Genomic DNA, 24888 nt, shown 5'->3' on the forward strand with positions numbered 1-24888 from the left:
CCTTCGAGGTAGTGGGGGAAGCGAGTCATTCGACGAGCTTGACGTTGGTGAGGCCGAGGTTGGGAGCGTCGCCGCTCAATCCCGAGCCGGTGTTGCTGTAGAACGACCCGTACTGGGTGAAGCCATTGAAGAGTGCGCCCTCGGCGGAGCGGATGAACTGTCCGCGAACGCCGGCGCACCCGCCGCCGATGGTGGCGAAGTTGAACTTCATGTCGCAGTGGTTCGTGTAGCTCAGCGCGGAGAAGCTGGGCTGCACACCGAAGTACAGGAAGGGGTAGTTGACCCACTTGTCGATCTTGAACGGTGCAAAGCCGAGGATGACCAAGCGACTGGAGTAGGTGACCGAGCCCCAGAAGATCGACTTCTTCTCTACCGCGTAAATCGGCATCATGACGACCGAGCCATTACCCACGCCGGCCAGCTTCTTCTCCATGCAGGTATCGGCCGTGATGAGGGACCAGTCGTCCAGCATGTTGCGGTAGACGTCCCAGAGATTGGCGCTGAAGTCGCAGTTCGTGTTGACGCCGGGGAAGAACGAGCGCGTGAAGTACATGGCCTGGCCGACGGCGCCGTAGCCGGAGGCTGAGCCCCGCTTGCCATAGACCGTCGGGGCGGTGGCTCCGGTGCCGGCACAGCTGGATTCCGCCGTGCTGTAACGGGCCCAGAGGTACGTCCGCATCGCCCCGGGGGAGGTGGCGGAGCCGGGCTGAGCAGCCAGCCAGTCGCAATACGGCAGACCGATCGGGATGAGCTTCGTGCCGACCAAGGGAACGGTGTTCCACGTGGCCGTGGCCTCGGACCGCACGGTGCTCGACGAATCCCCAAGCACCCGTGCAAACGTGTGCTTGACGTCCTTCGTGATCCGGACCGTCACCTTGCCGTCGTCAAACACCGGCGCCTTGGCGACCCCGTTCTTCATCGTGGTCACGGACGCAGACGGACCAGCGTTCTGCTGTGCGTAATAGGTCGCGGTGCTCGGCAGGCACGTCGACTTCTTCAAGGAGCAGTCGGTCGCCAGGGCCAAGACAGCCTGGTCCGCAGCGTTCTGGACGGTGGCCTTCTCGTCCGAGGCGACGGCGAAGTCGATCGAGACGGCTGCCATCCCGAGCAGGACGACCATCGAGAGAGAGACCAGCACGATGGTCGCGCCGCGTTCCCTGCGGCGCAGACCGAAGCGGCGTCGCTCGCCTCGGCGAATGGTGGTCAGTTGCACTGGGCCATCCCCTTCGCCTTGTAGGTGAAACTCGTGCCGAATAGCTTGGTGTAGGTCGGGCGGACCACCGTGGTCGTCACCGTCACGGCGCTCCCGGCGGTGGATGCGGTGCAGTCGATGGATTTGGTCACCGTCGCGCTGGGCGCCAGACCGGTGATGTTCGCCTTGGCGAGGTTCCAATCCCGATCCATCGTGTAGCTGCGGGCGGCGACCATCGTGGCGTTGTTGAGCTGGGTGCGGTAGGTCCACGCCATACCGAACTCGACGATGCCGATGATGATGGACATCAGGATGGGCACGACGAGTGCGAACTCGACGGCCGCAACACCGCGCTCGCGCCAGCGGCGCGGGCGTCGTGTCCAGGTCGTGAGGTGCATCATCACGTTCCCTCCCTCAAGGACGTCATGTGGTGGGGGGTCGATTGCCCCGGGACGGGTGTGCCGCGCCGCGAGTCGCGACGCGGCACACCCTGTTCGGTTCTGAGACCGTGGATCAGGCGATGTTGAGCTTGGCGCCCAGGCCGTTCCAGAAGCCGGTGAGCTGACCGCCGAAGGTGGCGAGAGCGCCGACGACGGCGACGGCGATGCCGGCGATGATCAGCGCGTACTCGGTGGCGGTCGCGCCCTTCTCCTCGCGCTCGGCCAGGAAGGCGGTCAGGAAGCTGTACATGTGCAGCATGGGTTTCTCCTCTGTGTCGTGGTGAACTCGCATACTGCGAAGTCCCTAGTGGGAAACTAATGCGGCGCAATTAGACTGGTGACGGTTTCTGGGAAAAGACACAACTTAAGCGGAGAAAATAGTCCGATGTGACTACCGACACGCATGTGACTGGTGGGTTTCAGCCGAGGCTGCGACAAATCGTCAGCCCGGATGTCCGCGAGGACTGGAATCCCGGGTTAAGCACCTACAGAAGCGCGCCAACACCCAGCCAGCTGGCCGCCAGCGACTCACCGAAGAAGACGATGACCCCCACGAGGATGACGGCGACGCCGGCGACCAGTAGCGCGTACTCGGTAGCGCTCGCTCCGCGCTCGGCCGGACTGGACCCGATCCAGGGCTGCACTCTCACGGCGCCTCCTTCGAGGACGGATCCGTCCGGTGGCCCCAGTTGGACCAGCGTGATGGATGAGGATGAAGGTACTGCACGTTTCTCGACCTCGGGAACGAATCACGGCAACGCCCGAACCCCCGCGACACCACCTGCCTGACCGCGGCCGGGCACACTGGACCCATGACCAACTCGAGCGACTCCGCTGTCGCCGTCTACCTGGACTTCGACAACATCGTCATCTCGCGATACGACCAGGTGCACGGCAAACAGTCCTTCTGGAAGGACCGCGACGCCGGCTTCGACGAGGCCAAGCTGCGGCAGGCCGAGATCGATGTCCACGCGATTCTCGACTACGCGTCGTCCTTCGGCCGCCTGGCACTGACCCGCGCCTACGCCGACTGGTCGATGCCGTTCAACGTGCGTTACAAGAAGCAGCTCGTCGACCGGGCGATCGATCTGGTCCAGCTGTTCCCCGCCTCGGGCTCGAAGAACGGCGCCGACATCCGGCTGGCCGTCGACGCCCTCGAGGACATGGGACGCATGCCGCAGGTGGGCACCGTCGTGCTCGCCGCGGGCGACTCCGACTACATCCCGCTGGCCCAGCGACTCAAGCGCATGGGCCGCTACGTCGTGGCCGTCGGCGTCGCCGGCGCCACGAGCCGCTCGCTCGCGGCGGCGTGTGACGAGCTGCTGACGTACGACAACCTGCCGGGCCTGACGCAGAACGGCGACGACGAGGAGGTCGAGCAGGCCTCCCCGCGCGCCCCGAGGAAGTCGGCCCGCCGCGGCACGCGCAAGAGCGGCAGCCCGAAGACCGAGGCCGAGACCGAGGTGGAGGCGTCCACCGACGCCGAGCCCTCGAAGGCCACGAGGTCCATCGAGATCCCCGTGTCGACCGAGCCGAGGCTCCAGCCCATCTTCGTCCCGGCCGGCGGCAGCCAGGACGACGAGGACGACGAGCAGGCCCTGGCCCGTCAGGCCACCCGACTGCTGCTGCGCGCGCTGCGTCTGCTGGGCGAGAAGGATCCCGAGGAGGAGTGGACCCACTCGGGCACCGTCAAGAGCCAGATGAAGCGGATGGACTCCTCGTTCAACGAAAAAGAGCTGGGATTCAAGACGTTTACCGACTTTCTCAAGTCGCGTAACTCCGTCGTCGAGGTCGATGAGGACAACCAGACGCGCAAGGTTCGACTACGTCCGGGGCACTGATTTGGTGCTTTCAGGTGTCGTGCAGTAGAGTCAATCTTGTTGTTGCATGGCATGACTCGGCAGATTGATGGTCGAGCCTCGTTTGAGGCTGTTCGGTTTTCTCTTTGGTTCGAAGTGACGCGTGACATCTAGTTAGTCGCACGCGATTCACGAGTGCGCATTACCTCCCAAGGAGACAGCATGGCTACCGGAACTGTGAAGTGGTTCAACTCTGAAAAGGGCTTCGGCTTCATCGCGCCCGACGACGGCGGCGAGGACCTGTTCGCGCACTTCAGCGAGATCCAGGGCAACGGCTACCGTTCGCTCGAGGACAACCAGAAGGTCGAGTTCGAGGTGACGCAGGGCCAGAAGGGCCTGCAGGCCGCCAAGATCCGCGCGATCTGAGTTTTCTCAACAACACGAGAACTCCGAGAAAGCCCCCGCTCCGGCGGGGGCTTTCTCCATGTCCGGGCCCGTTCGACCCAGGGCATCAGAGCGTGACGAGCTGACCGTCGCGTCCGGTCTCCAGACCCAGCATCGCCAACCGCGCCTCCACGTCGGGCGCGTTGTGATGACTCAGGTGCACGGCGATCACGCGCGTCCGCTCGTCCACCGCTCCGCTCCCCCGCAGGTCCGCGACCGCCTGCTCGAAGGTCCGCACTCCCAGGTGACGCTCCCCCGCCAGGTCGAGCCGGTCGCCGAACGTCTGCTCCAGCAGCACCAGATCCAGCCGGCTCCCGCCGATCTGCTCCAGCGCGCCCGGCGCCCACGGCCCGGTGTCACAGGCGTAGAGCACCGATCGCTCGTCGCTGTCGATCCGGTAGAGAACGGCCTCCCCCAGCGCCTCGTGCGCCGCGCGCACGACGGTGACGCGATGCTCGGCGGCCGTGAAGCGGTCGCCCGCCGTCACCGTCACCAGGCGCACCGACGTCTGGTCCGGCGCCAGCCAGTCGCGGCAGCGGTCGATCGCCGGTGCAGGGCCGTAGACGGTCAGCGGGCGGTCGTCGACCCAACTGCGGTGCAGCAGGAACGCGGGATCCAGGTGGTCACTGTGTGCGTGCGAGATCAGCACCGTGTCGACGTCGACCAGGTCGACCCCCGCGCGCAACGCCTGCCGCGGAGCCTCAGGGCCGGGGTCGATCCAGATCCGCCGGTCGAGCAGCACACTCGTGGGCGTGCGGATGATCCCCTCGGCCAGCATCGTCATGCAGGAGTCGCACCGGCAGAACGGCGTGGGCCATCCGTCGGCCGATCCGGTCCCCAGCAGCAGCGCCTCCACGCTCCGAACGGTAACGGGTGCGCACGTGCCCGACGAGTTCGCTCAGTCGTGCGCGGGCGCCTCGCCGCGCAGGCCGGGCGAGGACATGACCTTCTCGGGCGTGATGGCGATGACGACGCGGTTCGGGTTCTCGGCCGGCGGCCGGTAGCGCTCGGCGTACAGTCGCTCGGCCAGCGAGATCGACTCGCGGTCACGCAGCACCTGCGCCGAGCCCGCGATGCTGAGCCACTGCGGGCCGGCCACCTGAGCCACGGTCGCGCGGGGGTCCCGCTCGATGTTGCGGACCTTCTGGCTGCCGTCCATCGTCGTGATCCGCACGATCCCCTCGAAGACCGTGAACCCCACGGCGACGACGTGGATCCGGCCACCGGGACCGATCGTCGACAGGGTCGCCAGATGACGATCGGCCAGGAAGTCGCCCTCGGGCAGCCAGATGTCGGTCATGGTCCCATCATGACGAAGGACGCCCCACGCGCCCTCGGGGGCCCGCTCGTAGAGTGACGGGGTGCCGACCACAGCCGCCTCACTGGCCACTGCCCTCGAACTCCCGCACGGTCCCACGTGGCCCAACCGCTGGACGCTCGCTCCCCTGACGAACAAGCAGAGCCACCCGGACGGGACCCTCTCCGACGACGAGCACGAATGGCTCGTCGCCCGAGCACGCGGCGGGTTCGGCCTCGTGATGACCGCCGCCGCCTACGTCTCGCCCGAGGGTCAGGCCTGGCAGGGCCAGCTGGGCATCAGCGACACGCGCCACGAGGAGGGCCTGCGCCGCCTGGCCGACGCCATCCGCGACGCCGGCGCGGTCTCGTCGGTGCAGCTGCACCACGGCGGGATGCGCGCCGACTCGACGGTCACGGGAATGGCGACGGTCGCCCCGTGGGCCGACCGCGACCGGGGCGTGGAGGAGCTGTCGACGAGCGACGTCAAGCGCGTCATCGACGACTTCGTCGCCGCGGCAGTCCGCGCTGAGCGCACCGGCTTCGACGGCGTCGAGATCCACGGCGCCCACGGCTACGTGCTGTGCCAGTTCCTCGACACCCGCAAGAACCACCGGACGGACGAGTTCGGCGGATCGCTCGAGAACCGCAGTCGCGCCCTGCGCGAGGTGCTCACCGGCATCCGCGCGGCGACCGGACCCGACTTCCAGGTCGGTGTGCGCGTCTCCCCCGAGGGCTACGGCATGCGCGTCGACGACGCCACGACGCTGGTCGAGCAACTGCTCGCCTCGGGCGAGGCCGACTACGTGGACCTGTCGCTGTGGGACGTGGCCAAGGCACCCCGCGACACCGAGCTCGACGGACTGCTGATCGATCGCTTCATGGACCTGCCCCGCCACGGCACGGCACTGGGCGTCGCGGGCAAGATCCTGTCCGCGAAGGACGCCACCTGGTGCCTGGAGCGCGGCGCCGACTTCGTCACCGTGGGCACCGCCGCGATCATCCACCACGACCTGCCGCAGCGGGTCGCGGCCGATCCCGACTTCGTCAGCGATCCGCAGCCGTTCAGCCGCGAACGCCTCGAGGCCGAGCACCTGGGCGCCGCGTTCATCGACTATCTCGCCGACGGCTGGGACGACTTCGTCGCCTGATCGCGAGCGGACATGACTCAGGGCCACCTCGAGAACGAGGTGGCCCTGAGGTCCATGAGGGCTGGGCTGGTGGAGCTGCCGGGAATCGAACCCGGGTCCTCTGGCGCTGAGACAGGTCTTCTCCGGGTGCAGTTCGTCTGTCGCTTTTCTCAGCCCCGGTGCTCGGACGAACGCGTCACCGACAGGCTCAGCAGCGGAAAAAGTCCCGATCCGACCCCGCTACACGGTCAGATCAGCAAGTCCTCTGAATGAGGTGGACAATCCGGGACGAGGACATTCCCGGGCCCACCCTTCGCGAGTCGCCTCAGGCGGCGAGGGCGAAGTCAGTGCGATTGGAATCGGCACTTATTGGTGTGCAACGAACGTTTGAGAGTTGACGTTGCCTTCTCTACCCGCTTCTCCTGAAATCGAACGACCAAAGTCGAAACCGATCAGCCCCTCTGGAATTGTCAACCGCCGGCAAACCGAACCGGCGTCATCAGGGTACAACGTCCTGACGACGGAAAGATTCCATCGGGTGATCTCGGCTTCCCGGAGCCCGGTCGGCAGCCGTCGACATAGCGTGGGGTCATGGACGTCTTGGAGTTCGGCGACGTCGGCACGTGGGACGGGTGGCTGGCGCAGCACCACGACAGCGCACCGCAGGCCTGGCTGCGGATCCGCCGCAAGAACGCCGACCTGGCGCTGATCACGATCGGCGAGGCGCTCGACGGCGCGCTCTGCCACGGCTGGATCGACAGCGTGCGCCGCTCACTCGATGACGTCTCGTTCCTGCAGCGCTATTCGCCCCGGCGTCCACGCAGTCCCTGGTCGCAGCTCAACGTCGCCCGGGCCGAGGCGCTCGAGGCCGCCGGCCGGATGCGCGCGGCGGGGCGGGCGGAGGTCGCCGCCGCACGCGCCGACGGCCGCTGGGACGCCGCATACGTGCGTCAGGCGGACTCCGAGGTGCCACCCGACCTCACGGCTGCGCTGGCCGCGAACCCGCGTGCAGCCGAGGCCTTCGGACAACTCGGCCGCACCGCGCAGTACGCCATCGTGCTCCCGTTGCTGAAGGCCGGGACCCCCCAGGCGCGGGAGCGGCTGGTCGCGCGGGCTGTCGACGCACTGACCGGGGACGCCTGACGCTCAGCCGACAGGTCCGAGCAACTCGACGCCGTTGTCCCAGAGCACGGCGCGCATCCAGTCGTCACCCAGGCCGAGGCGGTCGAGTGCCTCGACCTGATGGGCGTACGGGTACGGGATGTTGGGGAAGTCCGAGCCGAAGACGATCCGGTCCTGCAGGCGCAGCAGCCGCTGCGTGTCGACCGGCGGCCGGTCTGGGAAGAAGTCGACGAACGTCATGGTCGTGTCGAGCCTGACGTTCGGGTACTGCTCGGCCAGGTCGCAGAAGGCGTCGACCTCGGGCATGCCGAGGTGGGCGATCACCAGCGGCAGCCGCGGGAAGCGCCGCAGCACCTGCGCCACCCCCTGCGGGCCGGTGTGCGGGCCGGGCATGGGGCCCGAGCCGGCATGCAGCACGACCGGGACCTGCGCCTCCTCGATCGCCGCCCAGACCGGGTCCAGCAGCGGGTCGTCGGCGGCGAACTCCCCCACCTGCAGGTGCGCCTTGAAGACCCGGACCCCGTCGGCGATCACCGCGGGCACGTACTCGGCCGCTTCGGCCTCGGGAAAGAAGGTCGCCGAGCGCACCGAGTCGGGCACCCGCTCGGCGAAGCCGGCCAGCCAGTCGTTCATGAACCCGGCGACGCCCGGCTTGTGCGCGTAGGACAGGGCGGTGAACCGGCGCACGCCGAGCGCCCGCAGCGTCTCGACCCGCTCCTCGTCGCTGGTTCGGTAGTGGATCGGCCAGGCCCGGCCCAGCTTGGGACCGGCGGCGTCGAAGTACGCCCAGACCTTCGCCAGCACCTGCGGCGCCATGAAGTGCACGTGGACGTCGACGATCCCCGGGACGCCCAGCCGCTCGAGGTACGCGGCAAGATCGGCGTCCTGCCAGGTCATATGCCCTTGAGGCGCCGGCCCACCTCGCGCTCGGCGTCACGCGACGCCTGACGCTCCGCCAGGGCGTGGCGCTTGTCGTACTCCTTCTTGCCGCGTGCGAGCGCGATCTCGACCTTGGCCCGCCCGTCCTTGAAGTACAGGCTCAGCGGCACGATCGTCAGGCCCTTGGCCTGCGTGCGGTGCTCGATCTTCTCGATCTCGTGGCGGTTCAGCAGCATCTTGCGACGCCGGCGGGTCTCGTGGTTGGTCCACGTGCCGTTGTCGTACTGCGGGATGTGGACCTGCAACAGCCAGGCCTCACCGCGATCGATCTCACCGAAGCCGTCGACGAGCGAGGCACGACCCTGACGCAGGGACTTGACCTCGGTGCCGGTCAGGACGAGCCCGGCCTCGTAGGTGTCCTCGATGTGATAGTCGTGCCGCGCCTTCTTGTTCTGCGCGATCATCTTGCGACCGGTCTCCTTGGCCATTCGACCATTCTGTCAGGTCGGGGCCAGTGACAGGTCAGAGCCAGTTCATCGGCTGCGTCGTGCGGCCGTTGACCAGCACCATGAAGTGCAGGTGGCAGCCGGTCGAGTACCCGGTGGACCCGACGTACCCGATGATGTCGCCGCGGCTCACCTTCGCACCGGTGCTCTTGGCATACCGGGAGAGGTGGTTGTAGGTCGTGATGACGCTGACGCCCCGCTTGACCCCGTTGTTGAGGATGACGCGGTTGCCGTAGCCGCCGTTGTAGTACTGCGACACGATCCTGCCGCCCGCGGCCGCGCGGATCGGGACGCCGCAGCCGACGCCGAAGTCGGTGCCGTCGTGGAGCTTGTAGACGCCCGTGATGGGGTGCCGGCGCATGCCGTAGGGGGACGTGATCGGACCGGGCACCGGGCGGCTCAGCGCGCCGCCAGAGTCACCGGTGCCGGAGCCGCCGCCTCCGCCGCTGTTGCTGGAGCCGCCACCTCCGCCGCTGCCTCCGTTGCCCTTGTTCTTCTTGCGGGCGCGGGCCGCTGCTGCCGCGGCGGCCGCCAGCTCCTTGCGGACGATCTCGGCCAGCTGGTTCTCGAGGCGGACCCGGTCGGCCTCGAGCTCGGCCTGGAGCTTGAGGTCCTCGACCAAGGTGGCATCGGCGGTGCGCTTGGCGCCGGCGCGTGCCGACACCAGCTGCGCGACGGACGCGGCCTGCGCCTGGGCCTGCGCGGTCAGGGCCTGCATCTGGACCACGACGGCCTCGGCCTGTCGCTTCTGGTCGGCGACCTGGTCGCGCAACCGCTCGACCTTGTCGCGCTCGATCCCGAGCATGACCTCGGAGGCCGCCAACTCCTGCATGACCGCGACCTGCGCGTCGCCGATGGAGGTCTTGGCGCTCATCTGCTCGGAGAACAGGCCCGGATCGGCACCGCGCAGCAGATCGCCGAAGGCCTTGAGGCCGGTGTCGCCGGCCATGACCTGCTCGACGGCGAAGGACTCGACGGCCCCGCGCGACTGCTTGAGCTCCTTCTCCGCGGCCTCGAGGCGTGCCTCGGCCGATCGCAGCTCGGCCTCGGCCTTGTCCAGCTCGGCCCGCAGGCGGGCGTCCTCGGCCTGGGCGACGGCGAGCTTGCCGCGCGTCTGGCCCAGCTTCGTCTCGGCGACCGACAGTCGGGCCGAGGCCCGGTCGAGCGCACGCTTGGCGTCGCGGGCGGCCTTCGTGGACTCCTGGACCTCTTCCTGGGCGTCCTTGAGCTTCTGCTCGTTCTTGCGCTGCTCGCGCTTGACGTCATCCTTCTCATCACTGAACGTGGGCGCGCTCAAGCCGGCCACCAGCGCGATGCTGAGGGTCAGGGCGAGCAGGGTCTTGCGCAATCTCGTCATGGTCTCGAATCCGGGGAAGTGTCCGCAGGGGACGGAATCGTGCGAACTGACGTCAGCGACTCTACGGCAGAGGTTGAGGGTTTGAGCTCAGCACCGCCACCGCGCGTGTCACTACACGTCGAGGTACTTGCGGGTCATGACGAACGTCGGGACCAGGGCCAGCAGCAGCGCCAGCACCGTCGTCATGCCCATGACGAGGAAGGCGTCCTCCCAGCGCACCCAGGTCGTGATCCGGCCCAGGGTGTCGCGCAGGTAGCCGTAGACCACGAAGTGCATGAAGGCCGCCATGCCGCCGGCCGCCAGGGCCGCCGAGATGATCGCCGCCACGAGGGACTCCAGCACGAACGGCGCCTGGATGTGCCAGCTGGACGCGCCGACCAGCCGCATGATCCCGATCTCGCGGCGACGGGCGAACGCCGTCATCCGGATCGTGTTGGAGACCTGCAGGATCGCCGCGATGATCAACAGCCCGGCCGTGGCCAGGGCGGCCCACTGCATCTTGTCGAGCATCTCGAACAGCGGCCCGAGCAGGTCGCGCAGCGAGTTGACGTTGCCCACGCCGTCCATGCCCGAGACCTCGCTGACGACACCGTCGAACTGCTGCGGGTCCTTCAGGGTCACGAAGTAGGACTCGGGGAACGAGTCGACGCCGAGAGTCTCGAGCTGCTTGCGGCCGGTGTCGGTCTGGCCCAGCAGCTCGCGCGCCTGGGCGTAGTTCTCCCGGGGCGTGCGCACGTCGAAGGTCTTGACCTCGGGGTTGTCCCGCAGGGCGGTCTGCACGGCCTGCTTCTGCTCGTCGGTGGCCGCGCCGCCGACGCACGTGGCGGCCGGCGAGTTCTTGGTGCACAGGTTGACCTGCAGTTGCAGGCGGTCGCCGAAGTACTGCTCGGTGCGCTCGGCCTGGGCCTGGATCAACAGGCCCAGGGACGCCAGCAGCAGCGACACACTCATGGTGACGATCAACGAGATCGTCATGGAGGTGTTGCGCGTCAGGCTCGCGCGCAGTTCGTTGAGGATCGCTCGCATGGGTCTCAGTTCTCGTAGCCGTAGATGCCGCGGGCCTCGTCACGGATCACGCGGCCCTCGTCGAGCTCGATGACACGCTTGCGCATCTGGTCGACGATCGAGGAGTCGTGGGTGGCCATCAGGACGGTCGTGTCCTCGCGGTTGATCCGGTCGAGGAGCTTCATGATGCCGACGCTGGTCGTGGGGTCGAGGTTGCCGGTGGGCTCGTCGGCGATGAGGATCATCGGCCGGTTGACGTAGGCACGGGCGATCGCGACGCGCTGCTGCTCGCCACCGGAGAGCTCGTCGGGGCGGCGGTGCCCCTTGCCGTCGAGACCGACCAGGTCGAGTGTCTCGGGGACGAGCCGCTTGATCTCGTCGCGCGGCTTGCCGATGACCTCCAGGGCGTAGGCCACGTTCTCGAAGACCGTCTTGTTCGGCAGCAGGCGGAAGTCCTGGAACACCGTGCCGAGCTGGCGGCGCAGCTTGGGCACCTTCCAGCTGGAGAGCTTGTTGATCTCCTTGCCGGCGACGTAGACGTGGCCGGACGTGGGCCGGGCCTCACGCAGGATCAGGCGCAGGAAGGTCGACTTGCCCGAACCGGAGGAGCCGACGAGGAAGACGAACTCGCCCTTGGTGATCTCCAGGTCGACGTGGTCGAGGGCAGCACGCTTCTGGCCGGGGTAGGTCTTGGTGACCTTGTCGAAGCGAATCACTCGATCGAGTGTAGGTGGGGCACCTGATGATTCCTCGGACGTCGACGCGACGGCGTCACGTGAAGAGCGCCTCACCGACGAACCCGTCCGGACGGACGCCCGCGGGGATGGCGAACACCGCCGATCCGATGGGCGTCGTCCAGGCATTGAGGGCGTCCTGCTCGGCCAGTCTGGCCTGAATCGGCAGGAACTGACGCTCCAGATCGGCCTGGAACGAGCAGAAGATCAGGCCTGTTCCACTGGCGTCGTCGTAGTTGTAGCCGCGCCGGAAGATGCGCTGTCGGTCGTTTCCGGCGCGGGCCCGGCGCACGTGGGCGGACGGCCCGATCACGGTGAAGCCGCGCTCGTCGACCGCCTCGAGGTCGACGTCGTCGGACGCCCTCCCGCCCGTGGTGGGCGCGCCGTCGGCCAGTCGCCGGCCGATCGAGAACTCACGACCCTCGCGGCCGACCTCGTCCCAGGTGTCGAGGTTCATCGCGATGCGTCGCACCACGAGCGTGGTGCCCCCGTCCAGCCACGGCTCAGGGTCGTCACGCCACACCACGCGGTCGAACCCAGCCGAGCCCGGGGCCTCGTTGGCGGTGCCGTCGACCTGTCCGAAGAGGTTGCGCATCGCGGTGCCGGGCCGGTGACTGCTCGCGGCGTGGCGGAAGCCGTCCTGACGCCACCGGACCGAGGCGAAGGCGCGGGCGTCGCGCACGAGCAGGCGCAGGGCGTGCGCGATGGTGGTCGGGTCGTCGGCGGCCACCTGCAGGAGCAGGTCTCCCCCGCTCCACCGCTCCTCGAGACGGTCGATGGTGCGGTACTCCGGCAGCGGCCCCAGCCACGCCGGCACCCGGGCGGCCCCACGGACCGCCGCGACGAGCGCCGGACCGAACCCGAACGTGACGGTCAGCCGGGCGGGCACCGCAGCCAGCTCCGGCTCGAGGTCGGCGAGCGGCGCCCGTCCCGCGGTGAGCCGACGGGCGTCGTCGGTCAGCAGGGTCAGCAGCCGACGGATCGCGGCGGCATCGACACCGTCGCGCAGGCCGAGCGCCAGCAGGCTCTGATGGGCCTGCGGCTCCATCTCGATGCCTGCCTGGTGGCGTCCGTGGAACGGGACCGAGCGAGTGCCGGTGGGCTCCGGATCGGCGTTCGCGCCGGTCGCGGCCGCGCCCAGTGCGGCACCCCCGACGGCGGCGGCACCGACCGCCGCAGCCCCTCCGAAGAGAGCGCGACGCTTCATGACCTCAGTGCCCCTTGCCGCCCTCGTAGTCCTCGGCACCGCCGGCGAAGTCCTTGGCCGTGGCGGTGATGTCGAACGTCGACCCGTCACCCAGCTCGAGCGTCAGCTCGACCTCCTGACCCGGCTCGATCGGATCCGTGAGGTCCATCAGCATCAGGTGGTCGCCACCGGGCTCGAGCCGCAGGGACTCCCCCGCGGGGATCGTCACGCTCTCGACCGGGCGCATGGCACCGTCGGCGGTCTCGTGGATCTCGGCACGGTCGGTCAGATCGGTCGTGACGCCGACGATCTCCACGTCCTCGTCACCGCTGTTGCTGAGCACCGCGAACGCCGCGCTCATGTTCATGTCGGTGGCCTTCACCCACGCGTCCGCCACGGCGAGGCCGTCCGCCCCGCCCTGCGCGTCGCCGGTGCCATCACCACACGCCGAGAGGGTCAGGAGGGCAGCCAGAAGCGCGGGGAAGATTCGACGGAACACGCCCTTCAGGATACGTCGGCGAGGGTCGACGAAACCCTGGCCTGGGCGTGATCCGGGCCTCAGCCGCGCTGAGGGGAACCCGCACACGCCTGGTCCACCCCGACGCCGGGACGGCAGCGCCGGGCCTCGGATGATCCTGCCGGGCGCGGTTCCAGCGGTCGCCCGCGCGGCCTCGGCGGCTAGGGTGTGAACGAGTCAGCGCGCGGGGAGTCCACATGAGTCTGCAAGCATCCGAGGTCTCTGCCTCGATGCTCTCGGCCCGCGGCGACGACCTCGACGACCTGGTCCGCGAGGCCGGGCGGATCCGCGACGAGGGCCTGGCCCGCGCCGGTCGCCCCGGAGTCGTCACGTGGTCCCGCAAGGTCTTCGTCCCCGTCACGACCCTGTGCCGCGATCGCTGCCACTACTGCGTCTTCGTCGACACCCCCGGCAAGCTCGAGCGCAAGGGCATCGCGCCCTACCTCTCCGAGGAGCACGTGCTGGCGATCGCGCACCAGGGCGCGGCGCTGGGGTGCAAGGAGGCGCTGCTGACCCTCGGCGATCGTCCCGAGGACCGCTGGGACGTCGCCCGCGAGTGGCTCGACCAGCACGGCTTCGCGTCGACCTTGGACTACGTCGGGCACCTGGCTCGCCGGATCACCGAGGAGACCGGCCTGCTGGCGCACCTCAACCCCGGCGTCATGACCGCGGACGAACTGGAGCGGTTGCGCCCGACCGCACCCTCGATGGGCATGATGCTCGAGACCACGAGCCACCGGTTGTTCGCCGAGCCCGGACAGGCCCACTTCGGCTCGCCCGACAAGGATCCGGCGTTGCGCCTGCAGGTGCTCGAGGACGCCGGCCGCCTCAGGATCCCCTTCACGACCGGCCTGTTGATCGGCATCGGCGAGACGCTCGAGGAGCGGTTCGACTCGATCCTCGCCCTGCGCGACGTGTCCGAGCGCCACGGTCACGTGCAGGAGGTCATCATCCAGAACTTCCGCGCCAAGCCGGCCACTGCGATGCAGGGCGTCGCCGACGCCGAGACCGATGCGTACATCGCGGCGGTCGCCACGACCCGCATCGTGCTGGGCCCCGACGCCCGGATCCAGGCGCCGCCGAACCTCTCCGACCCCGGCGAGCTGGCCCGCCTGGTCGCGGCCGGCATCGACGACTGGGGCGGCATCAGCCCGCTGACCGCCGACCACGTGAACCCCGAGCGTCCCTGGCCCCAGGTCGACCAGCTGACCGAGCTCACCCGTGCGACCGGCTACGAGCTGCGTGAGCGCCTCACGGTGCACCCGCACTACATCCGCGACCGCGACACCTGGATCGACCCGATGCTGCACGACGCCGTTCTCGCGTTCGCCGACGCTGACGGTCTCGCCGCCGCGGGCGAGCGGACGCCGCGCACCACCGGCACCGGTCACCGCGACCTCTTCGCGCGGGCCGAGCAGGACCCCGCCGGACTGAGCGACGACGAGTACGTCCGGCTCCTGACGGCGACCGGGCCCGACCTCGACCGGCTGACCGGGTTGGCCGACGAGCTGCGGCGCTCCGTCGCGGGCGCCACGGTCTCCCTCGTCCAAAACCGCAACCTCGGCTCGGACCAGGTGACCGACCCGGCTCTCGTCGCGCAGGTCGCCGCCGACGCGGTCGATCTCGGTGCCACCGAGCTGTGCATCCAGGGAACGGCGAGTCCGGACACCCCCGACGACGTCTACGAGCAGATGTTGCGGGCCGCCAGCGCCGCCGCTCCGGGTCTGCACCTGCACGCCTTCCGCCCGGCCGACGTCATCGACGGCGCTCGGCGGAGCGGCCGCACGGTGGCCGAGCAGTACGCGGCGCTGGCTGCGGCAGGTGCCGACACCGTCCCTGGGACGGGCGTCAAGGTGCTCGATGAGGCGTATCGCGCCGAGCACTTCCCCGCCGACCTTCCCGTCGACCGTTGGGAGGAGGCGATCCGCGCCGCGCACGGACTGGGCCTGCACTCCACCTCCGTGCTGTTCTACGGCCACGGCGAGTCGCCGCTGCAGCGCGTCCGCCACCTGCGCCGCCTCCGCGCCATCCAGTCCGACACCGGTGGCTTCAACGAGCTCGTGCCCATGGCGTTCCCCGGCGGCGACCACAGCGACGACCAGCACCGTGCCGTCCACGCGGTCGCCCGGTTGATGCTGCACGGCAGCGTCAACCACGTCCAGGCGGCCTGGACCCGGCTGGGCGTCGAGGGCGCGATCCTCGTGCTGCGCTCGGGCGCGGACGATCTCGGCGGCACGCTCTACGACGGCCGGGTGCTGCCCGAGGCCGGCGTCGAGTTCGGCCAGGAGCTGACCGTCGAGACGGCCGAGCGCATCGCCAGGAAGCTCGGCCGCCAGCTCCGCCTGCGCACCACGACGTACGGCGTCGCCCCGTGATCCGCGTCCGGGTGGCGGTGGTCGGCGCCGGGTTCGCGGGCGTGGCCATGGCCCGGCGGCTGGCCGCCGCGGGTGAGTCGTTCGTCGTGCTCGAGCGCCGTCCCGGCATCGGCGGGACGTGGCACGACAATCGCTACCCCGGTGTCGCGTGCGACGTCCCGGCGCACCTGTACGGCTACTCCGACATCGCCCACCCGGGCTTCAGCCGCGTGTTCGCGCCGGGCGCCGAGATCCTCGAGTACCTGCAGGATGCCGCCGCCCCGGTCGCCGACCGGATCATGCTGTCGACCCGGCTCGAGTCGGCCGACTGGGACGGCGACGCCTGGCAGCTGACCACCTCACGCGGACGGGTCGAGGCGGAGGTCCTCGTGATGGCCGCCGGCCGGCTGACCGAGCCGCGTCTGCCCGAGGTCCCGGGCACCTTCGACGGCCCGGTCGTCCACACGGCCCGCTGGGACGACGACCTCGATCTCGACGGCGCCCGGGTGGCCGTCGTCGGCACCGGCGCCTCGGGCATCCAGATCGTGCCCGAGCTGGCGCGCCGCGCCGAGTCCGTCGTCGTGCTGCAGCGCAGCGCCCCGTTCATCCTGCCCAAGGGCGACCGTGCCTACGCCGAGGCCGAGATCGCCCTGTTCGAGCGTCAGCCCGATCGGCTGGCCGGACTGCGCGCCGACCTCATGCGCGAGACCGAGGAGGTCTTCGCCCAGCGCGCCGGCGACGGCCGCGCCGAGGCCCGGGGCCGGGCGCTGGGGCACCTCGCCTCCCAGGTCCCCGATCCGGTGCTGCGAGCGGCGCTGACTCCCGACCACGAGTTCGGCTGCAAGCGCGTGCTGTTCAGCGACGACTACTACTCGACGCTGCGGATGCCGCACGTGCGCCACGTCCCCGGTGCCCTGACCGCGTACGAGCCCCGCGCGGTGGTCGCGGCTGATCGTTCCCGCCACGAGGTGGACGTCGTCGTGGCCGCGACCGGCTTCCACACCACGCGCCAGCCCTACGCCGAGCTGATCAGGGGCCGCGGGGGGATCTCGCTCGACCAGTACTGGTCCCAGGGCATGCGGGCGTACGCCTCGACCGCCGTGCACGGCTTCCCCAACCTCTTCGTCCTCGACGGCCCCAACGCGACGCTCGCGCACAACTCGGCCGTGCTCATGATCGAGGCCCAGGCCGACTACGTGGCCTCGGCGCTGCCGTGGACCGCGCACGGCCCGCTCGAGGTCTCGTTCGAGGCCGAGCAGCGGTACGTCGACGAGCTGCAGGAGCGCTCCACCGTGTGGATCTCCGGCTGCCACAACTGGTACGTCGACGAGCGGTCCGGCCGGCAGGTGCTGCTCTGGCCCGGCAAGGCACAGGAGTTCCGCGACCGGTTCGGCTCCTTCGACCCGGCACCGTTCGGCGTCGTGGAGTCTGCCGGTGCGTGACCGGCGGCGACGCGTCTGGACCGTCGTCATCCCCGTCAAGCCGACCGAGCTGGGCAAGTCGCGCCTCGAGATCCCCGGGGTCGAGCGGGTCGCGCTGGCGCGCGCCATCGCGCTGGACACCATCGAGGCGGCGGCCCAGGTGGCGCGCGTCGTGGTCGTCACCGCGGACCCGACGATCGACGCGCCCGGCGTCGAGATCGTCGTCGAGTCCGCCCCGCGCGGGATCGCCGCAGCGGTCGCCGACGGCCTCGCCACGATCCCCCGCGATCGGCGGGCCGTCCTCCTGGGCGACCTGCCCGGACTGCGCCCGGAGGACCTCGCCCAGGCCCTCGAGCTGGCGCAGGAGACGCGCCTGGGCGCCGTGCCCGACGAGGAGCGCCACGGCACCACACTGCTCACGGCTCGGGAGGGCGACCTGCCGGAGGCGTTCGGTCCCGACTCGTGGCGCCGTCACCGTGAGGCGGGCTTCCTCGAGCTGCCCGTGCCCTCGTGGTCGACGCTGCGTCGCGACGTGGATCGGGCCGACCACCTCCTCGGCGCCCTCGGACCTCGCACCTCCGCGGTGCTCGGCCGCGTGTCCTGAATCAGGACTTCGTGAAGACCAGGTCTCCCTCGTCGGGGACCAGGCGATCACCCTCGACGGTGAGGGCCTTCGGCAGCGTGACCGGGGTGTCGGCGACGGCACCGCACTGGACCTCGCCGTCCCGGTCGGGCTTCAGGCGGACCTGCCCACCGACGAGCTCCCAACGCCCCGGCAGCTCGACACACCCGTCCGTGGCGACATAGGTGTTGTCGTCGGAGAGAGTCAGGGTGAGACGCCGGCCGGACTGCGCGATCGGCTCGGACTCCCAGGCTCCGAGCACCGGCAGCGTGTCCTCCGGGCCTCCGGTCTCCTGGGACGCCGTGTCCTGCGCAGCCGGCCCTGAGGACTCCTGCGAGCATCCCGTCAGCACCAGGGTCAGGGCGAAGAGCAGAGCGGTGAGCGTGCGCATGTCGCCACGGTAGCCGCTGGCTAGGAGGTGATGGCGGCGCGCGCCAACGTGGCCGCCCGCTCGACGTCGCTCATCCACAGCGGCCGGACGCGGACGTCCCAGCCCTCATCGATCAGCACGGGAGCGAGGTCGGCGTCCTCCTCGGCCAGCAACCAGGTGTCGAGCACTCCCCCGTCGGCTCGCCGCCCGTAGTGCCGCGCGACGGCGTCAGCCGAGGTCTCGACACCGATCGCCGTGAGGCAGGCGTCGGCCATGCCGCGCACGACCTTGCCGCCGATGATCGGCGAGATCCCGACGACGCGAGCTGCGTCGGCGATGGCCTCGCGGACGCCGGGGACGGCCAGGATCGGGCCGATGGAAACGACGGGGTTCGAGGGCGCCAACACGACCACGTCCGCACCGGTGATGGCCTCGACCACACCCGGCGCGGGCACGGCCGACTCGATGCCGGGGTTCTCGAAGGCACGAGCGAGCACGGTGGCGCGGTGCCGCGTCCACCACTCCTGGAAGTGCAGTCGCGTGCCGTCCTCGACCACGACCTGCGTGTCGACCTCGGAGTCGGTCATCGGCAGCAGCCGCACGCCGATCGGCCACCGGGAGCCGAGCCGCTCGGCGATCTGGGTGTAGGTCAGACCGTCACGTAGCCACCCGGTGCGCGCCAGGTGCGTGCCGAGGTCGAGGTCGCCCAGGGTGAACCACGGCCACCCGGCATCCCACGCGCGCAGCTCGTCACTGACGCGCTCGGTCTCGCCGGCGCGACCCCAGCCGCGTTCGGTGTCGTTCACGCCTGCCAGGGCGTAGAGGATGGAGTCGATGTCGGGCTGCAGGCGCACGCCCGAGAGCCACAGGTCGTCACCGGTGTTGACGACCACGGTGATCTCGGCGTCCGAGCCCTCCAGCGCAGCGCGCAGGCCGCGCACGAAGCGCGCTCCGCCCACTCCCCCGGCCAGCACGGTGACCCTCATGTCAGCCACCCGTCCGGAACAGGTCCTCGTCGGGCGAGCGCACGATGCTGCGCGCGCCCGGCAGGTCGAGGCCGCCGACCAGGTCGGCTCGGCCCCGGACGATCGCGACGGGCACGTGGCCGTCCTTGGGCTTGACCAGCTCGGCGGCGGCGCACAGCTCGTCGGCCACGCACGACATGGTGACGGCCAGCGGACGGCCGTCGGCGTCGCGCGCGGGCTGCTCGAACAGGCGGACGCCAGCGGCGCCGATCGCGGCGTCGGTCTGGCCCAGGCGCCAGGCGCGGCCCAGCGTATCGGAGACCAGGACGCCGACGTGGGCGACCTCGCGCAGTCGCTCGGCCAGTCGCCGGGCCGAGGCGTCGGGATCGACGGGCAGCAGCAGGACGTGACCGTCGGGGACGTTGCTGGCGTCGACCCCCGCGGCGGCGGCGACGATCCCGAGGCGGTTCTCGACGATGCGCACCGAGCCGCGCTCGGCGACGACGCGGACGGTCTCGGCGGTGATCGCGTCCTCACGGTCAGCGGCCGCGACGAGGCGGCCCTCGGCCTTCGAGACGATCTTGGACGTCACGACGACGATGTCGCCGTCGGACGGCGTGCTGTGAGCGAGGATCAGGGCGGCGAGGTCGTCGCCCTCACGGATCTCCGGCAGTCCGGAGACCCCGGAGACGGTCAGCATCGAGGCTCAGGCCGCGTCGGCCTGGTTCCGCCGCCAGCGGATGCCGGCCTCGATGAGCTCGTCGATCTCGCCGTCGAGGACGGCCTGCGTCTGGCCGGTCTCGTAGTCGGTGCGCAGGTCCTTGACCAGCTGGTACGGGTTGAGCACGTAGTTGCGCATCTGGTCGCCCCACGAGGCCTGGACGTCGCCGCGCAGCTCGTCGAGGTGGGCGCGCTCCTCGGCCTTCTTCAGGGCCAGCAGCTTGGCCTTGAGGATCACCATCGCGCTGGCCTTGTTCTGCAGCTGGCTCTTCTCGTTCTGGCAGCTGACGACCACGCCGGTGGGGATGTGGGTCAGGCGCACGGCCGAGTCGGTGGTGTTGACGCTCTGGCCGCCGGGACCGCTGGAGCGGTAGACGTCGACGCGCACCTCGTCCTCGGGGATCTCGATGTTGTCGGTGGCCTCGAGCACGGGCACGACCTCGACCGCGGCGAAGGACGTCTGACGACGGCCCTGGTTGTCGAAGGGGCTGATCCGGACCAGGCGGTGCGTTCCGGCCTCGACCGAGAGGGTGCCGTAGGCGTAGGGGGCGCGGATCGCGAAGGTCGTGGACTTGAGCCCGGCCTCCTCGGCGTAGCTCGTGTCGTAGATCTCGACCGGGTACTTGTGGCGCTCGGCCCAGCGGATGTACATGCGCTGGAGCATCAGGGCGAAGTCGGCGGCGTCGACGCCACCGGCGCCCGAGCGGATGGTCACGAGGGCCTCGCGCTCGTCGTACTCTCCCGAGAGCAGCGTGCGGACCTCGAGGCTGTCGATGGCGGTGGCGAGTCGGTCGACCTCGGACTCGACCTCGGCCTTGGAGTCGGCGTCACCCTCCTCGGCACTGAGCTCGAGCAGCACGCTGACGTCGTCAAGACGCTGGCGCAGGGTACGGACCTTCTCGGTCTCGGACTGCAGCACCGACAGGCGACCCGTGACGCGCTGGGCGTTGGCCTGGTCGTCCCAGAGGTCGGGGGCCCCGACCTCCTCCTGGAGATCGGCGATCTCCGCCTCCATCTTGGGCAGGTCGAGCACCCGCTCGATCGACGTCAGGGTCGTGTCGAGTTGCTTGATCCGGTCATTGAGATCGACGGTGGCCACGCGTCGAGGTTACCGCCGAAGGCCAGAACCGGTGTCGTCGACCGTCCGCGTGGCGGGCGAATTCAGATTCCTTCGGTATGCGAGGTGAATTCGGTCACGCGAGCGCGCGGCACCCGGCATGATCGATCCACCGAAGTACGCGGGAACGGAGAAGGCATGACGAACGAGCACATCGCTGCCACCGCGCTGGGCAGCGAGATGGGCTTCCTCGTCTTCTGGCTCGTGCCCCACACTGCGGCGCTGAGCCTGATGTCGACGCTCCTGGTCGTGGTCGGATCCGTCGCCCTGGTGACCCTGATCGCCCGGGGCATCGCCGCCCGGTTCGGCATCGATGACCCCTGGCGCGAGATCGGCCTGGACACCGGCTGGGACCTGGAGCTGGCCGAGATCTGCGCCTGACAGACCAACGGCGGGTCGTCCCGAGGGAGACGACCCGCCGTTCTCCGTCTGCGGCTACTTCGCCAGTCGCAGGGCGTCGCGGATCGTGAAGAACACGTCCGTCTGGTCGGTCAGGCCCACGACGTTCGCCGCCCGCGGCCCGTACGCCGCGATCCGCAACTGCGACCCGGTGTGCTGCTGCGAGCCCGCGGCGGCGCTCGTGGCGTAGTTGATCGTCATCGGCTGGCCGTCGCGCGTCAGCAGGTTCACGGTCGAGCCCGGCGTGGCCGAGCCGGCCTCGACGATCTGGCTGGTGTGGGCGTGGTCGGCCGTGACGATGACCGTCGTGTGCTTGTCCTTCTTGGCGTAGTCCAGGGCGACCTTGACGGCCTCGTCGAGGTCGAGCGTCTCGCCGATCTGGCCGCACGCGTCCGAGGAGTGATTGCGCTTGTCGATGCTGGCTCCCTCGACCTGCAGGAAGAAGCCCTTGCGGTTGCCGCGGTCGAGCAGCTCGATCGACTTCTTCGTCAGGTCGGCCAGGTCCGGCAGGGCGGCCGTGCGGGCCGGGTTCTCGGTGCACGCGACCGGCGCCTTCGTGCCGCCGTCGGCCGTGGCGGCCGGGCCGGTCCACCGGACCGGGAAGTTGCCCGGCGTGAACAGGCCCAGCAGCGGCCGCTCCTGGTCGGCCTGCTTCACGGCCTTGAGGGACGCGAGGTCCTCCACGACCCGGTAGCCACGGTTCTCGGCCTGGCGGCGCAGGGTCTGACCCTTCCAGGAGCCGGCCGTCGCCGTCTCGGCGAAGGTCGCGGCACCGCCACCGAGGGACACGTCCGGACGCGTGTCGAGCAGCTGCTCGGTGATGCTGCCCTTCCCACCGTTCTCCTTGGCGTTCGCGGGGCACTTGGCCGTGGTGGCCGTGGGCCCGTAGCAACTGCGACTGGTCACGTGGGCGACCTGGACGGCCGGGGTCGCGTCCTGCAGCTCGGCGGTCGAGACGTTGCCGGTCTTGTAGCCGGCCTTCTTGGCCAGTTGCAGCAGGGTGCTGCGGGGCTTGCCGTCGATGTCGACGCTGACGGCACCGTCGTACGACTTGGTGCCCGTCGCCCAGGCGGTGCCGGTGGCGGCGGAGTCCGGGACGTAGTCGGGCTTGCCGTCCTTGGTCAGGGAGTAGGTCGTGTACTGGCCGGTGAGCGGCAGGGCGTCGATGCCGGGGAACCGGCCGGCGGCGCCGTGGACGTAGTTGCGGGCGCTCGTGATCTCCGAGTCCCCCATCCCGTCGCCGACGAGGAGGATGACGTTGTCGGGTCGGTTGCCGTCGATGGCCTTCTTCACGATCTTCGTCTGGTCGCCCGAGAGGCGCGCGGCGCCGCCGGGGCGGGAGAGGTCACGCTCGCCGCCGGCGACCGATCCCACGACTGCTCCCCCGAGGAGCAGTCCTGCGGTGCCGAGGACGAACATGCTGCGGGTGCTGGTGCGAATCTTCATGGGTCCAGACCAGCGCAGGCCCGTGACCGCCCGGTGAACTGCGCCGGAAGGCCTGCCGTCCAGTGCGGCAATCCCCGGGGCCGGTGACCGAACCGACCTGCCCGGGGCGACCGAGCCGCTGCAGGGCGCCCGGGGAAGGGCATGATGGTGCCCATGGACGCTCCCAGGCCGATCACGCCGCCCGGTTGGTACGACGACGGACACGGCCAACTGCGCTGGTGGGACGGCTCCCAGTGGACGCAGCACACTGCTCCCCTGGCTCACCAGGCACCGCAGCAGCAGGTCGCGCAGCCGGCGCAGGCGGTCGCGCAGCCGGCGCAGGCGCCGCGGCGTACCGAGGACCTCGTGCCGGTGAAGCGCTCGAAACTGGCGTGGATCCTGCCGATCGTGTTCGTGGTCGCTGCGCTGGTGGGATCGCTCAGTGCGGTGGCGCTGTGGAGCTCCGGCGCGATCGACGCCGAGCCGCTCGAGCGCACGTACGCCACCTACACGCGGGCCGAGCTCACGAAGGACTGCGCGACCCTGGTGGCCGTCACGACGGCGAACTTCCGCGACGACCTGACCGAACGGCCGTTCACGTGCGCCGAGTGGGCCTCGCAGCGTCCCGTCATCCAGCGGGCCGGCACGCCGAAGTGGGGCTTCCGGATGGGCCCGGTCGGCGTCCTGCTCGTCGAGGAGAGGCACTTCCGCTTCCTGGGCGACGAGGAACTGTCCGGAGCCACCCTCACGTCCTTCACGCTGATCCGCGAGGACGGCCGCTGGAAGATCGACGACGCCGGCGACGACGTCGACGGCGACGTCGACTGACCCTGGTCTTGTCAGATCGGGCCCCACGAGTGACGCTGGTCACATGGGACTCGTTCCCCGTCGGATCCGACTCGCGCTGGTCGCGTCGGCGGTCGTTGCTGGCGGACTGCTCGTGGCCGTCTCCGAGACGACGCACTCACCGACCCAGCGGACACCATCGCGCGCCGCGGTACCTGACCCGGCGGCCGATGTCGCGCAGGTCGCCAGCGCGACCCCGCGCTGCTTCGGTGCCGCCTCGATGGCGAAGAAGCGCTGCTACAACCCCGCCCTGCGCGGGAGGCTGACCCCCAGGCCGAGCGTCGCCGCGAAGGACACGGCGCATTTCCCCGGCAAGCAGTGCTACGGGTCGAACGTGATGCAGACCCGCCTGAACCGAGGCTGCTCGTTCGGCACCCGGGCGCGGGGACGTCCGCACATGATCCTCGTCGGCGACTCCCACGGCCGGGCCCTGATGCCGGCACTCGTGGCGATGGCCCAGGGTGGCCACATCTCGCTGGAGGCCCAGATGCGTGCCTCGTGTGCGTGGACGACCTCGAACGTGATCCACCCGCACCGCCCTCGTGTGGGGGCGTGCCGCACCTGGCGCAAGAACCTGCAGCGCTGGCTGGTGAAGCGGGCGGCGCGGACCGACGTGATCGTCACGACCGGCTACGCGCGGCAGGTCGACGGCAGCGCCTCGTCGCAGGTCAAGAAGATGCGCGGAGTGTGGCGTCCACTGATCAAGCGCGGGGTGCGCATCGTCGCCGTGAGTGACAATCCGCGACTGGAGGGCGAGCCGCAGAAGTGCCTCAAGAAGCACGGGGCACGCAAGGGTGCGAAGAAGTGCGGCGTCTCGTCGAAGGCCGGCCTCTCGCGCGACCCGTTCCTGCTGACGGCGAAGAAGACCAGCGGGGCGACGGCCCTCGACCTGCGCTCACGGTTCTGCCGCAAGGGCTTCTGCCCCGCCGTGGTCGGTGGCGTGAACGTCTACCGCGACACCACTCACATCACCGTGACCTACTCCAAGACGCTGGCCCCGGTGCTGCTGGGCCGGTTCCGCGCGATGCGCCTGATCCGCTGA

Annotated in this window: 28 protein-coding genes and 1 other RNA gene; 10 read left to right on the forward strand and 19 right to left on the reverse strand. The window is 69.9% G+C overall.

Annotation, left to right across the window (positions count from 1 at the left end; genetic code table 11):
* Positions 1–25: 25 nt before the first annotated feature.
* The 4 genes from H9L21_RS12090 to H9L21_RS12105 all read right to left on the reverse strand — a co-directional run bounded on the left by H9L21_RS12090 (position 26) and on the right by H9L21_RS12105 (position 2282).
* Entirely contained in the window at positions 26–1120 is a 1095-nt protein-coding gene (locus tag H9L21_RS12090) for a pilus assembly protein TadG-related protein (RefSeq protein WP_187411508.1), read from the reverse strand.
* An 83-nt stretch (positions 1121–1203) separates the two neighbouring features.
* Positions 1204–1593 (reverse strand): TadE family protein, encoded by a 390-nt coding sequence (locus tag H9L21_RS12095; RefSeq protein WP_230081625.1) that lies wholly within the window; start codon positions 1591–1593, stop codon positions 1204–1206.
* A 112-nt stretch (positions 1594–1705) separates the two neighbouring features.
* Positions 1706–1891 carry a Flp family type IVb pilin gene (locus H9L21_RS12100; RefSeq protein ID WP_187411509.1) on the reverse strand — a complete coding sequence of 62 codons (186 nt, stop codon included), beginning with the start codon at positions 1889–1891 and terminating at the stop codon, positions 1706–1708.
* A 226-nt stretch (positions 1892–2117) separates the two neighbouring features.
* Positions 2118–2282: a Flp family type IVb pilin gene (locus tag H9L21_RS12105; protein WP_195849054.1), complete on the reverse strand. Its 165-nt coding sequence runs from the start codon at positions 2280–2282 to the stop codon at positions 2118–2120.
* A gap of 162 nt (positions 2283–2444) precedes the next feature.
* Here H9L21_RS12105 and H9L21_RS12110 point away from each other — a divergent pair, with 162 nt between their 5' ends.
* On the forward strand, positions 2445–3473 hold the full coding sequence (locus H9L21_RS12110) for an NYN domain-containing protein (RefSeq protein WP_154596681.1): 1029 nt from the start codon (positions 2445–2447) through the stop codon (positions 3471–3473).
* Positions 3474–3653: 180 nt separating this feature from the next.
* Entirely contained in the window at positions 3654–3857 is a 204-nt protein-coding gene (locus H9L21_RS12115; protein WP_146827219.1) for a cold-shock protein, read from the forward strand.
* 85 nt (positions 3858–3942) lie between these two features.
* Here H9L21_RS12115 and H9L21_RS12120 read toward each other — a convergent pair whose 3' ends face one another.
* On the reverse strand, positions 3943–4731 hold the full coding sequence (locus H9L21_RS12120) for an MBL fold metallo-hydrolase (protein ID WP_187411510.1): 789 nt from the start codon (positions 4729–4731) through the stop codon (positions 3943–3945).
* 42 nt (positions 4732–4773) lie between these two features.
* Entirely contained in the window at positions 4774–5175 is a 402-nt protein-coding gene (locus H9L21_RS12125) for a pyridoxamine 5'-phosphate oxidase family protein (RefSeq protein WP_154596680.1), read from the reverse strand.
* Positions 5176–5236: 61 nt separating this feature from the next.
* Here H9L21_RS12125 and H9L21_RS12130 point away from each other — a divergent pair, with 61 nt between their 5' ends.
* On the forward strand, positions 5237–6322 hold the full coding sequence (locus H9L21_RS12130) for an NADH:flavin oxidoreductase (protein WP_222865781.1): 1086 nt from the start codon (positions 5237–5239) through the stop codon (positions 6320–6322).
* Between the two features lie 67 nt (positions 6323–6389).
* Here H9L21_RS12130 and ssrA read toward each other — a convergent pair.
* Positions 6390–6761: a transfer-messenger RNA gene (ssrA, locus tag H9L21_RS12135) on the reverse strand.
* Positions 6762–6892: 131 nt separating this feature from the next.
* Between ssrA and H9L21_RS12140 the strand changes: the two genes are divergently transcribed.
* Positions 6893–7444, forward strand: a complete 552-nt coding sequence (locus H9L21_RS12140) for a YdeI/OmpD-associated family protein (RefSeq protein WP_154596679.1) — start codon at positions 6893–6895, stop codon at positions 7442–7444.
* Between the two features lie 3 nt (positions 7445–7447).
* Here H9L21_RS12140 and H9L21_RS12145 read toward each other — a convergent pair whose 3' ends face one another.
* The 7 genes from H9L21_RS12145 to H9L21_RS12175 all read right to left on the reverse strand — a co-directional run bounded on the left by H9L21_RS12145 (position 7448) and on the right by H9L21_RS12175 (position 13589).
* Positions 7448–8320, reverse strand: a complete 873-nt coding sequence (locus tag H9L21_RS12145; RefSeq protein WP_154596678.1) for an amidohydrolase family protein — start codon at positions 8318–8320, stop codon at positions 7448–7450.
* Positions 8317–8790 carry an SsrA-binding protein SmpB gene (gene smpB / locus H9L21_RS12150; protein WP_154596677.1) on the reverse strand — a complete coding sequence of 158 codons (474 nt, stop codon included), beginning with the start codon at positions 8788–8790 and terminating at the stop codon, positions 8317–8319. Before smpB ends, H9L21_RS12145 begins: the two co-directional genes overlap by 4 nt.
* A gap of 34 nt (positions 8791–8824) precedes the next feature.
* Positions 8825–10165, reverse strand: coding sequence for a M23 family metallopeptidase (locus H9L21_RS12155; protein ID WP_154596676.1), 1341 nt, complete (start codon positions 10163–10165; stop codon positions 8825–8827).
* A 111-nt stretch (positions 10166–10276) separates the two neighbouring features.
* On the reverse strand, positions 10277–11191 hold the full coding sequence (gene ftsX, locus H9L21_RS12160) for a permease-like cell division protein FtsX (RefSeq protein ID WP_154596675.1): 915 nt from the start codon (positions 11189–11191) through the stop codon (positions 10277–10279).
* 5 nt (positions 11192–11196) lie between these two features.
* Positions 11197–11886 (reverse strand): cell division ATP-binding protein FtsE, encoded by a 690-nt coding sequence (ftsE, locus tag H9L21_RS12165; RefSeq protein WP_187411511.1) that lies wholly within the window; start codon positions 11884–11886, stop codon positions 11197–11199.
* A gap of 55 nt (positions 11887–11941) precedes the next feature.
* The gene (locus H9L21_RS12170) at positions 11942–13111 is read right to left on the reverse strand and encodes a Dyp-type peroxidase (protein ID WP_154596673.1); all 1170 of its coding nucleotides are present in this window, start codon (positions 13109–13111) and stop codon (positions 11942–11944) included.
* Positions 13112–13115: 4 nt separating this feature from the next.
* A complete protein-coding gene (locus tag H9L21_RS12175) occupies positions 13116–13589 on the reverse strand; it encodes a copper chaperone PCu(A)C (RefSeq protein WP_154596672.1) in 474 nt (157 codons plus the stop codon).
* A gap of 215 nt (positions 13590–13804) precedes the next feature.
* Here H9L21_RS12175 and cofG point away from each other — a divergent pair, with 215 nt between their 5' ends.
* The 3 genes from cofG to cofC are packed head-to-tail and all read left to right on the forward strand — an operon-like array spanning position 13805 to position 17986.
* On the forward strand, positions 13805–15982 hold the full coding sequence (cofG, locus tag H9L21_RS12180; RefSeq protein ID WP_154596671.1) for a 7,8-didemethyl-8-hydroxy-5-deazariboflavin synthase CofG: 2178 nt from the start codon (positions 13805–13807) through the stop codon (positions 15980–15982).
* Positions 15979–17403, forward strand: coding sequence for a flavin-containing monooxygenase (locus tag H9L21_RS12185; protein ID WP_187411512.1), 1425 nt, complete (start codon positions 15979–15981; stop codon positions 17401–17403). The genes cofG and H9L21_RS12185 overlap by 4 nt, the downstream gene beginning before the upstream one ends.
* A complete protein-coding gene (gene cofC / locus H9L21_RS12190; RefSeq protein WP_187411513.1) occupies positions 17396–17986 on the forward strand; it encodes a 2-phospho-L-lactate guanylyltransferase in 591 nt (196 codons plus the stop codon). Before H9L21_RS12185 ends, cofC begins: the two co-directional genes overlap by 8 nt.
* A 1-nt stretch (position 17987) precedes the next feature.
* Here cofC and H9L21_RS12195 read toward each other — a convergent pair whose 3' ends face one another.
* From H9L21_RS12195 to prfB, 4 genes are read right to left on the reverse strand one after another with little or no spacing between them, the layout of a single operon-like run.
* Positions 17988–18395, reverse strand: a complete 408-nt coding sequence (locus tag H9L21_RS12195) for a hypothetical protein (RefSeq protein WP_154596669.1) — start codon at positions 18393–18395, stop codon at positions 17988–17990.
* Between the two features lie 20 nt (positions 18396–18415).
* Positions 18416–19360 (reverse strand): 2-phospho-L-lactate transferase, encoded by a 945-nt coding sequence (gene cofD / locus H9L21_RS12200; protein WP_154596668.1) that lies wholly within the window; start codon positions 19358–19360, stop codon positions 18416–18418.
* Position 19361: 1 nt separating this feature from the next.
* Complete coding sequence (gene cofE / locus H9L21_RS12205) at positions 19362–20039, reverse strand: coenzyme F420-0:L-glutamate ligase (protein WP_154596667.1); 678 nt, start codon at positions 20037–20039, stop codon at positions 19362–19364.
* Between the two features lie 6 nt (positions 20040–20045).
* Positions 20046–21158 (reverse strand): peptide chain release factor 2, encoded by a 1113-nt coding sequence (gene prfB / locus H9L21_RS12210; RefSeq protein WP_187411514.1) that lies wholly within the window; start codon positions 21156–21158, stop codon positions 20046–20048.
* Positions 21159–21314: 156 nt separating this feature from the next.
* Between prfB and H9L21_RS12215 the strand changes: the two genes are divergently transcribed.
* Entirely contained in the window at positions 21315–21557 is a 243-nt protein-coding gene (locus H9L21_RS12215) for a hypothetical protein (RefSeq protein WP_154596666.1), read from the forward strand.
* A 54-nt stretch (positions 21558–21611) separates the two neighbouring features.
* On the opposite strand, the gene phoA is transcribed toward H9L21_RS12215, so the two are convergent.
* Positions 21612–23021, reverse strand: coding sequence for an alkaline phosphatase (gene phoA, locus H9L21_RS12220; protein WP_154596665.1), 1410 nt, complete (start codon positions 23019–23021; stop codon positions 21612–21614).
* 153 nt (positions 23022–23174) lie between these two features.
* Between phoA and H9L21_RS12225 the strand changes: the two genes are divergently transcribed.
* Positions 23175–23828 (forward strand): DUF2510 domain-containing protein, encoded by a 654-nt coding sequence (locus H9L21_RS12225; protein WP_154596664.1) that lies wholly within the window; start codon positions 23175–23177, stop codon positions 23826–23828.
* 43 nt (positions 23829–23871) lie between these two features.
* The gene (locus H9L21_RS12230; RefSeq protein ID WP_154596663.1) at positions 23872–24888 is read left to right on the forward strand and encodes an SGNH hydrolase domain-containing protein; all 1017 of its coding nucleotides are present in this window, start codon (positions 23872–23874) and stop codon (positions 24886–24888) included.

Source organism: Aeromicrobium senzhongii (assembly GCF_014334735.1).
Lineage (GTDB): Bacteria > Actinomycetota > Actinomycetes > Propionibacteriales > Nocardioidaceae > Aeromicrobium > Aeromicrobium senzhongii.

Bases quoted from the DNA above. Each gene is read 5' to 3' on its own strand.
- H9L21_RS12090 (WP_187411508.1), bottom strand. From the start codon at position 1,120: ATGGTCGTCCTGCTCGGGATGGCAGCCGTCTCGATCGACTTCGCCGTC.
- H9L21_RS12095 (WP_230081625.1), bottom strand. From the start codon at position 1,593: ATGATGCACCTCACGACCTGGACACGACGCCCGCGCCGCTGGCGCGAG.
- H9L21_RS12100 (WP_187411509.1), bottom strand. From the start codon at position 1,891: ATGCTGCACATGTACAGCTTCCTGACCGCCTTCCTGGCCGAGCGCGAG.
- H9L21_RS12110 (WP_154596681.1), top strand. From the start codon at position 2,445: ATGACCAACTCGAGCGACTCCGCTGTCGCCGTCTACCTGGACTTCGAC.
- H9L21_RS12115 (WP_146827219.1), top strand. From the start codon at position 3,654: ATGGCTACCGGAACTGTGAAGTGGTTCAACTCTGAAAAGGGCTTCGGC.
- H9L21_RS12125 (WP_154596680.1), bottom strand. From the start codon at position 5,175: ATGACCGACATCTGGCTGCCCGAGGGCGACTTCCTGGCCGATCGTCAT.
- H9L21_RS12140 (WP_154596679.1), top strand. From the start codon at position 6,893: ATGGACGTCTTGGAGTTCGGCGACGTCGGCACGTGGGACGGGTGGCTG.
- H9L21_RS12145 (WP_154596678.1), bottom strand. From the start codon at position 8,320: ATGACCTGGCAGGACGCCGATCTTGCCGCGTACCTCGAGCGGCTGGGC.
- smpB (WP_154596677.1), bottom strand. From the start codon at position 8,790: ATGGCCAAGGAGACCGGTCGCAAGATGATCGCGCAGAACAAGAAGGCG.
- H9L21_RS12155 (WP_154596676.1), bottom strand. From the start codon at position 10,165: ATGACGAGATTGCGCAAGACCCTGCTCGCCCTGACCCTCAGCATCGCG.
- ftsX (WP_154596675.1), bottom strand. From the start codon at position 11,191: ATGCGAGCGATCCTCAACGAACTGCGCGCGAGCCTGACGCGCAACACC.
- H9L21_RS12170 (WP_154596673.1), bottom strand. From the start codon at position 13,111: ATGAAGCGTCGCGCTCTCTTCGGAGGGGCTGCGGCGGTCGGTGCCGCC.
- cofG (WP_154596671.1), top strand. From the start codon at position 13,805: ATGAGTCTGCAAGCATCCGAGGTCTCTGCCTCGATGCTCTCGGCCCGC.
- H9L21_RS12195 (WP_154596669.1), bottom strand. From the start codon at position 18,395: ATGCGCACGCTCACCGCTCTGCTCTTCGCCCTGACCCTGGTGCTGACG.
- cofD (WP_154596668.1), bottom strand. From the start codon at position 19,360: ATGAGGGTCACCGTGCTGGCCGGGGGAGTGGGCGGAGCGCGCTTCGTG.
- cofE (WP_154596667.1), bottom strand. From the start codon at position 20,039: ATGCTGACCGTCTCCGGGGTCTCCGGACTGCCGGAGATCCGTGAGGGC.
- H9L21_RS12215 (WP_154596666.1), top strand. From the start codon at position 21,315: ATGACGAACGAGCACATCGCTGCCACCGCGCTGGGCAGCGAGATGGGC.
- phoA (WP_154596665.1), bottom strand. From the start codon at position 23,021: ATGAAGATTCGCACCAGCACCCGCAGCATGTTCGTCCTCGGCACCGCA.
- H9L21_RS12225 (WP_154596664.1), top strand. From the start codon at position 23,175: ATGGACGCTCCCAGGCCGATCACGCCGCCCGGTTGGTACGACGACGGA.
- H9L21_RS12230 (WP_154596663.1), top strand. From the start codon at position 23,872: ATGGGACTCGTTCCCCGTCGGATCCGACTCGCGCTGGTCGCGTCGGCG.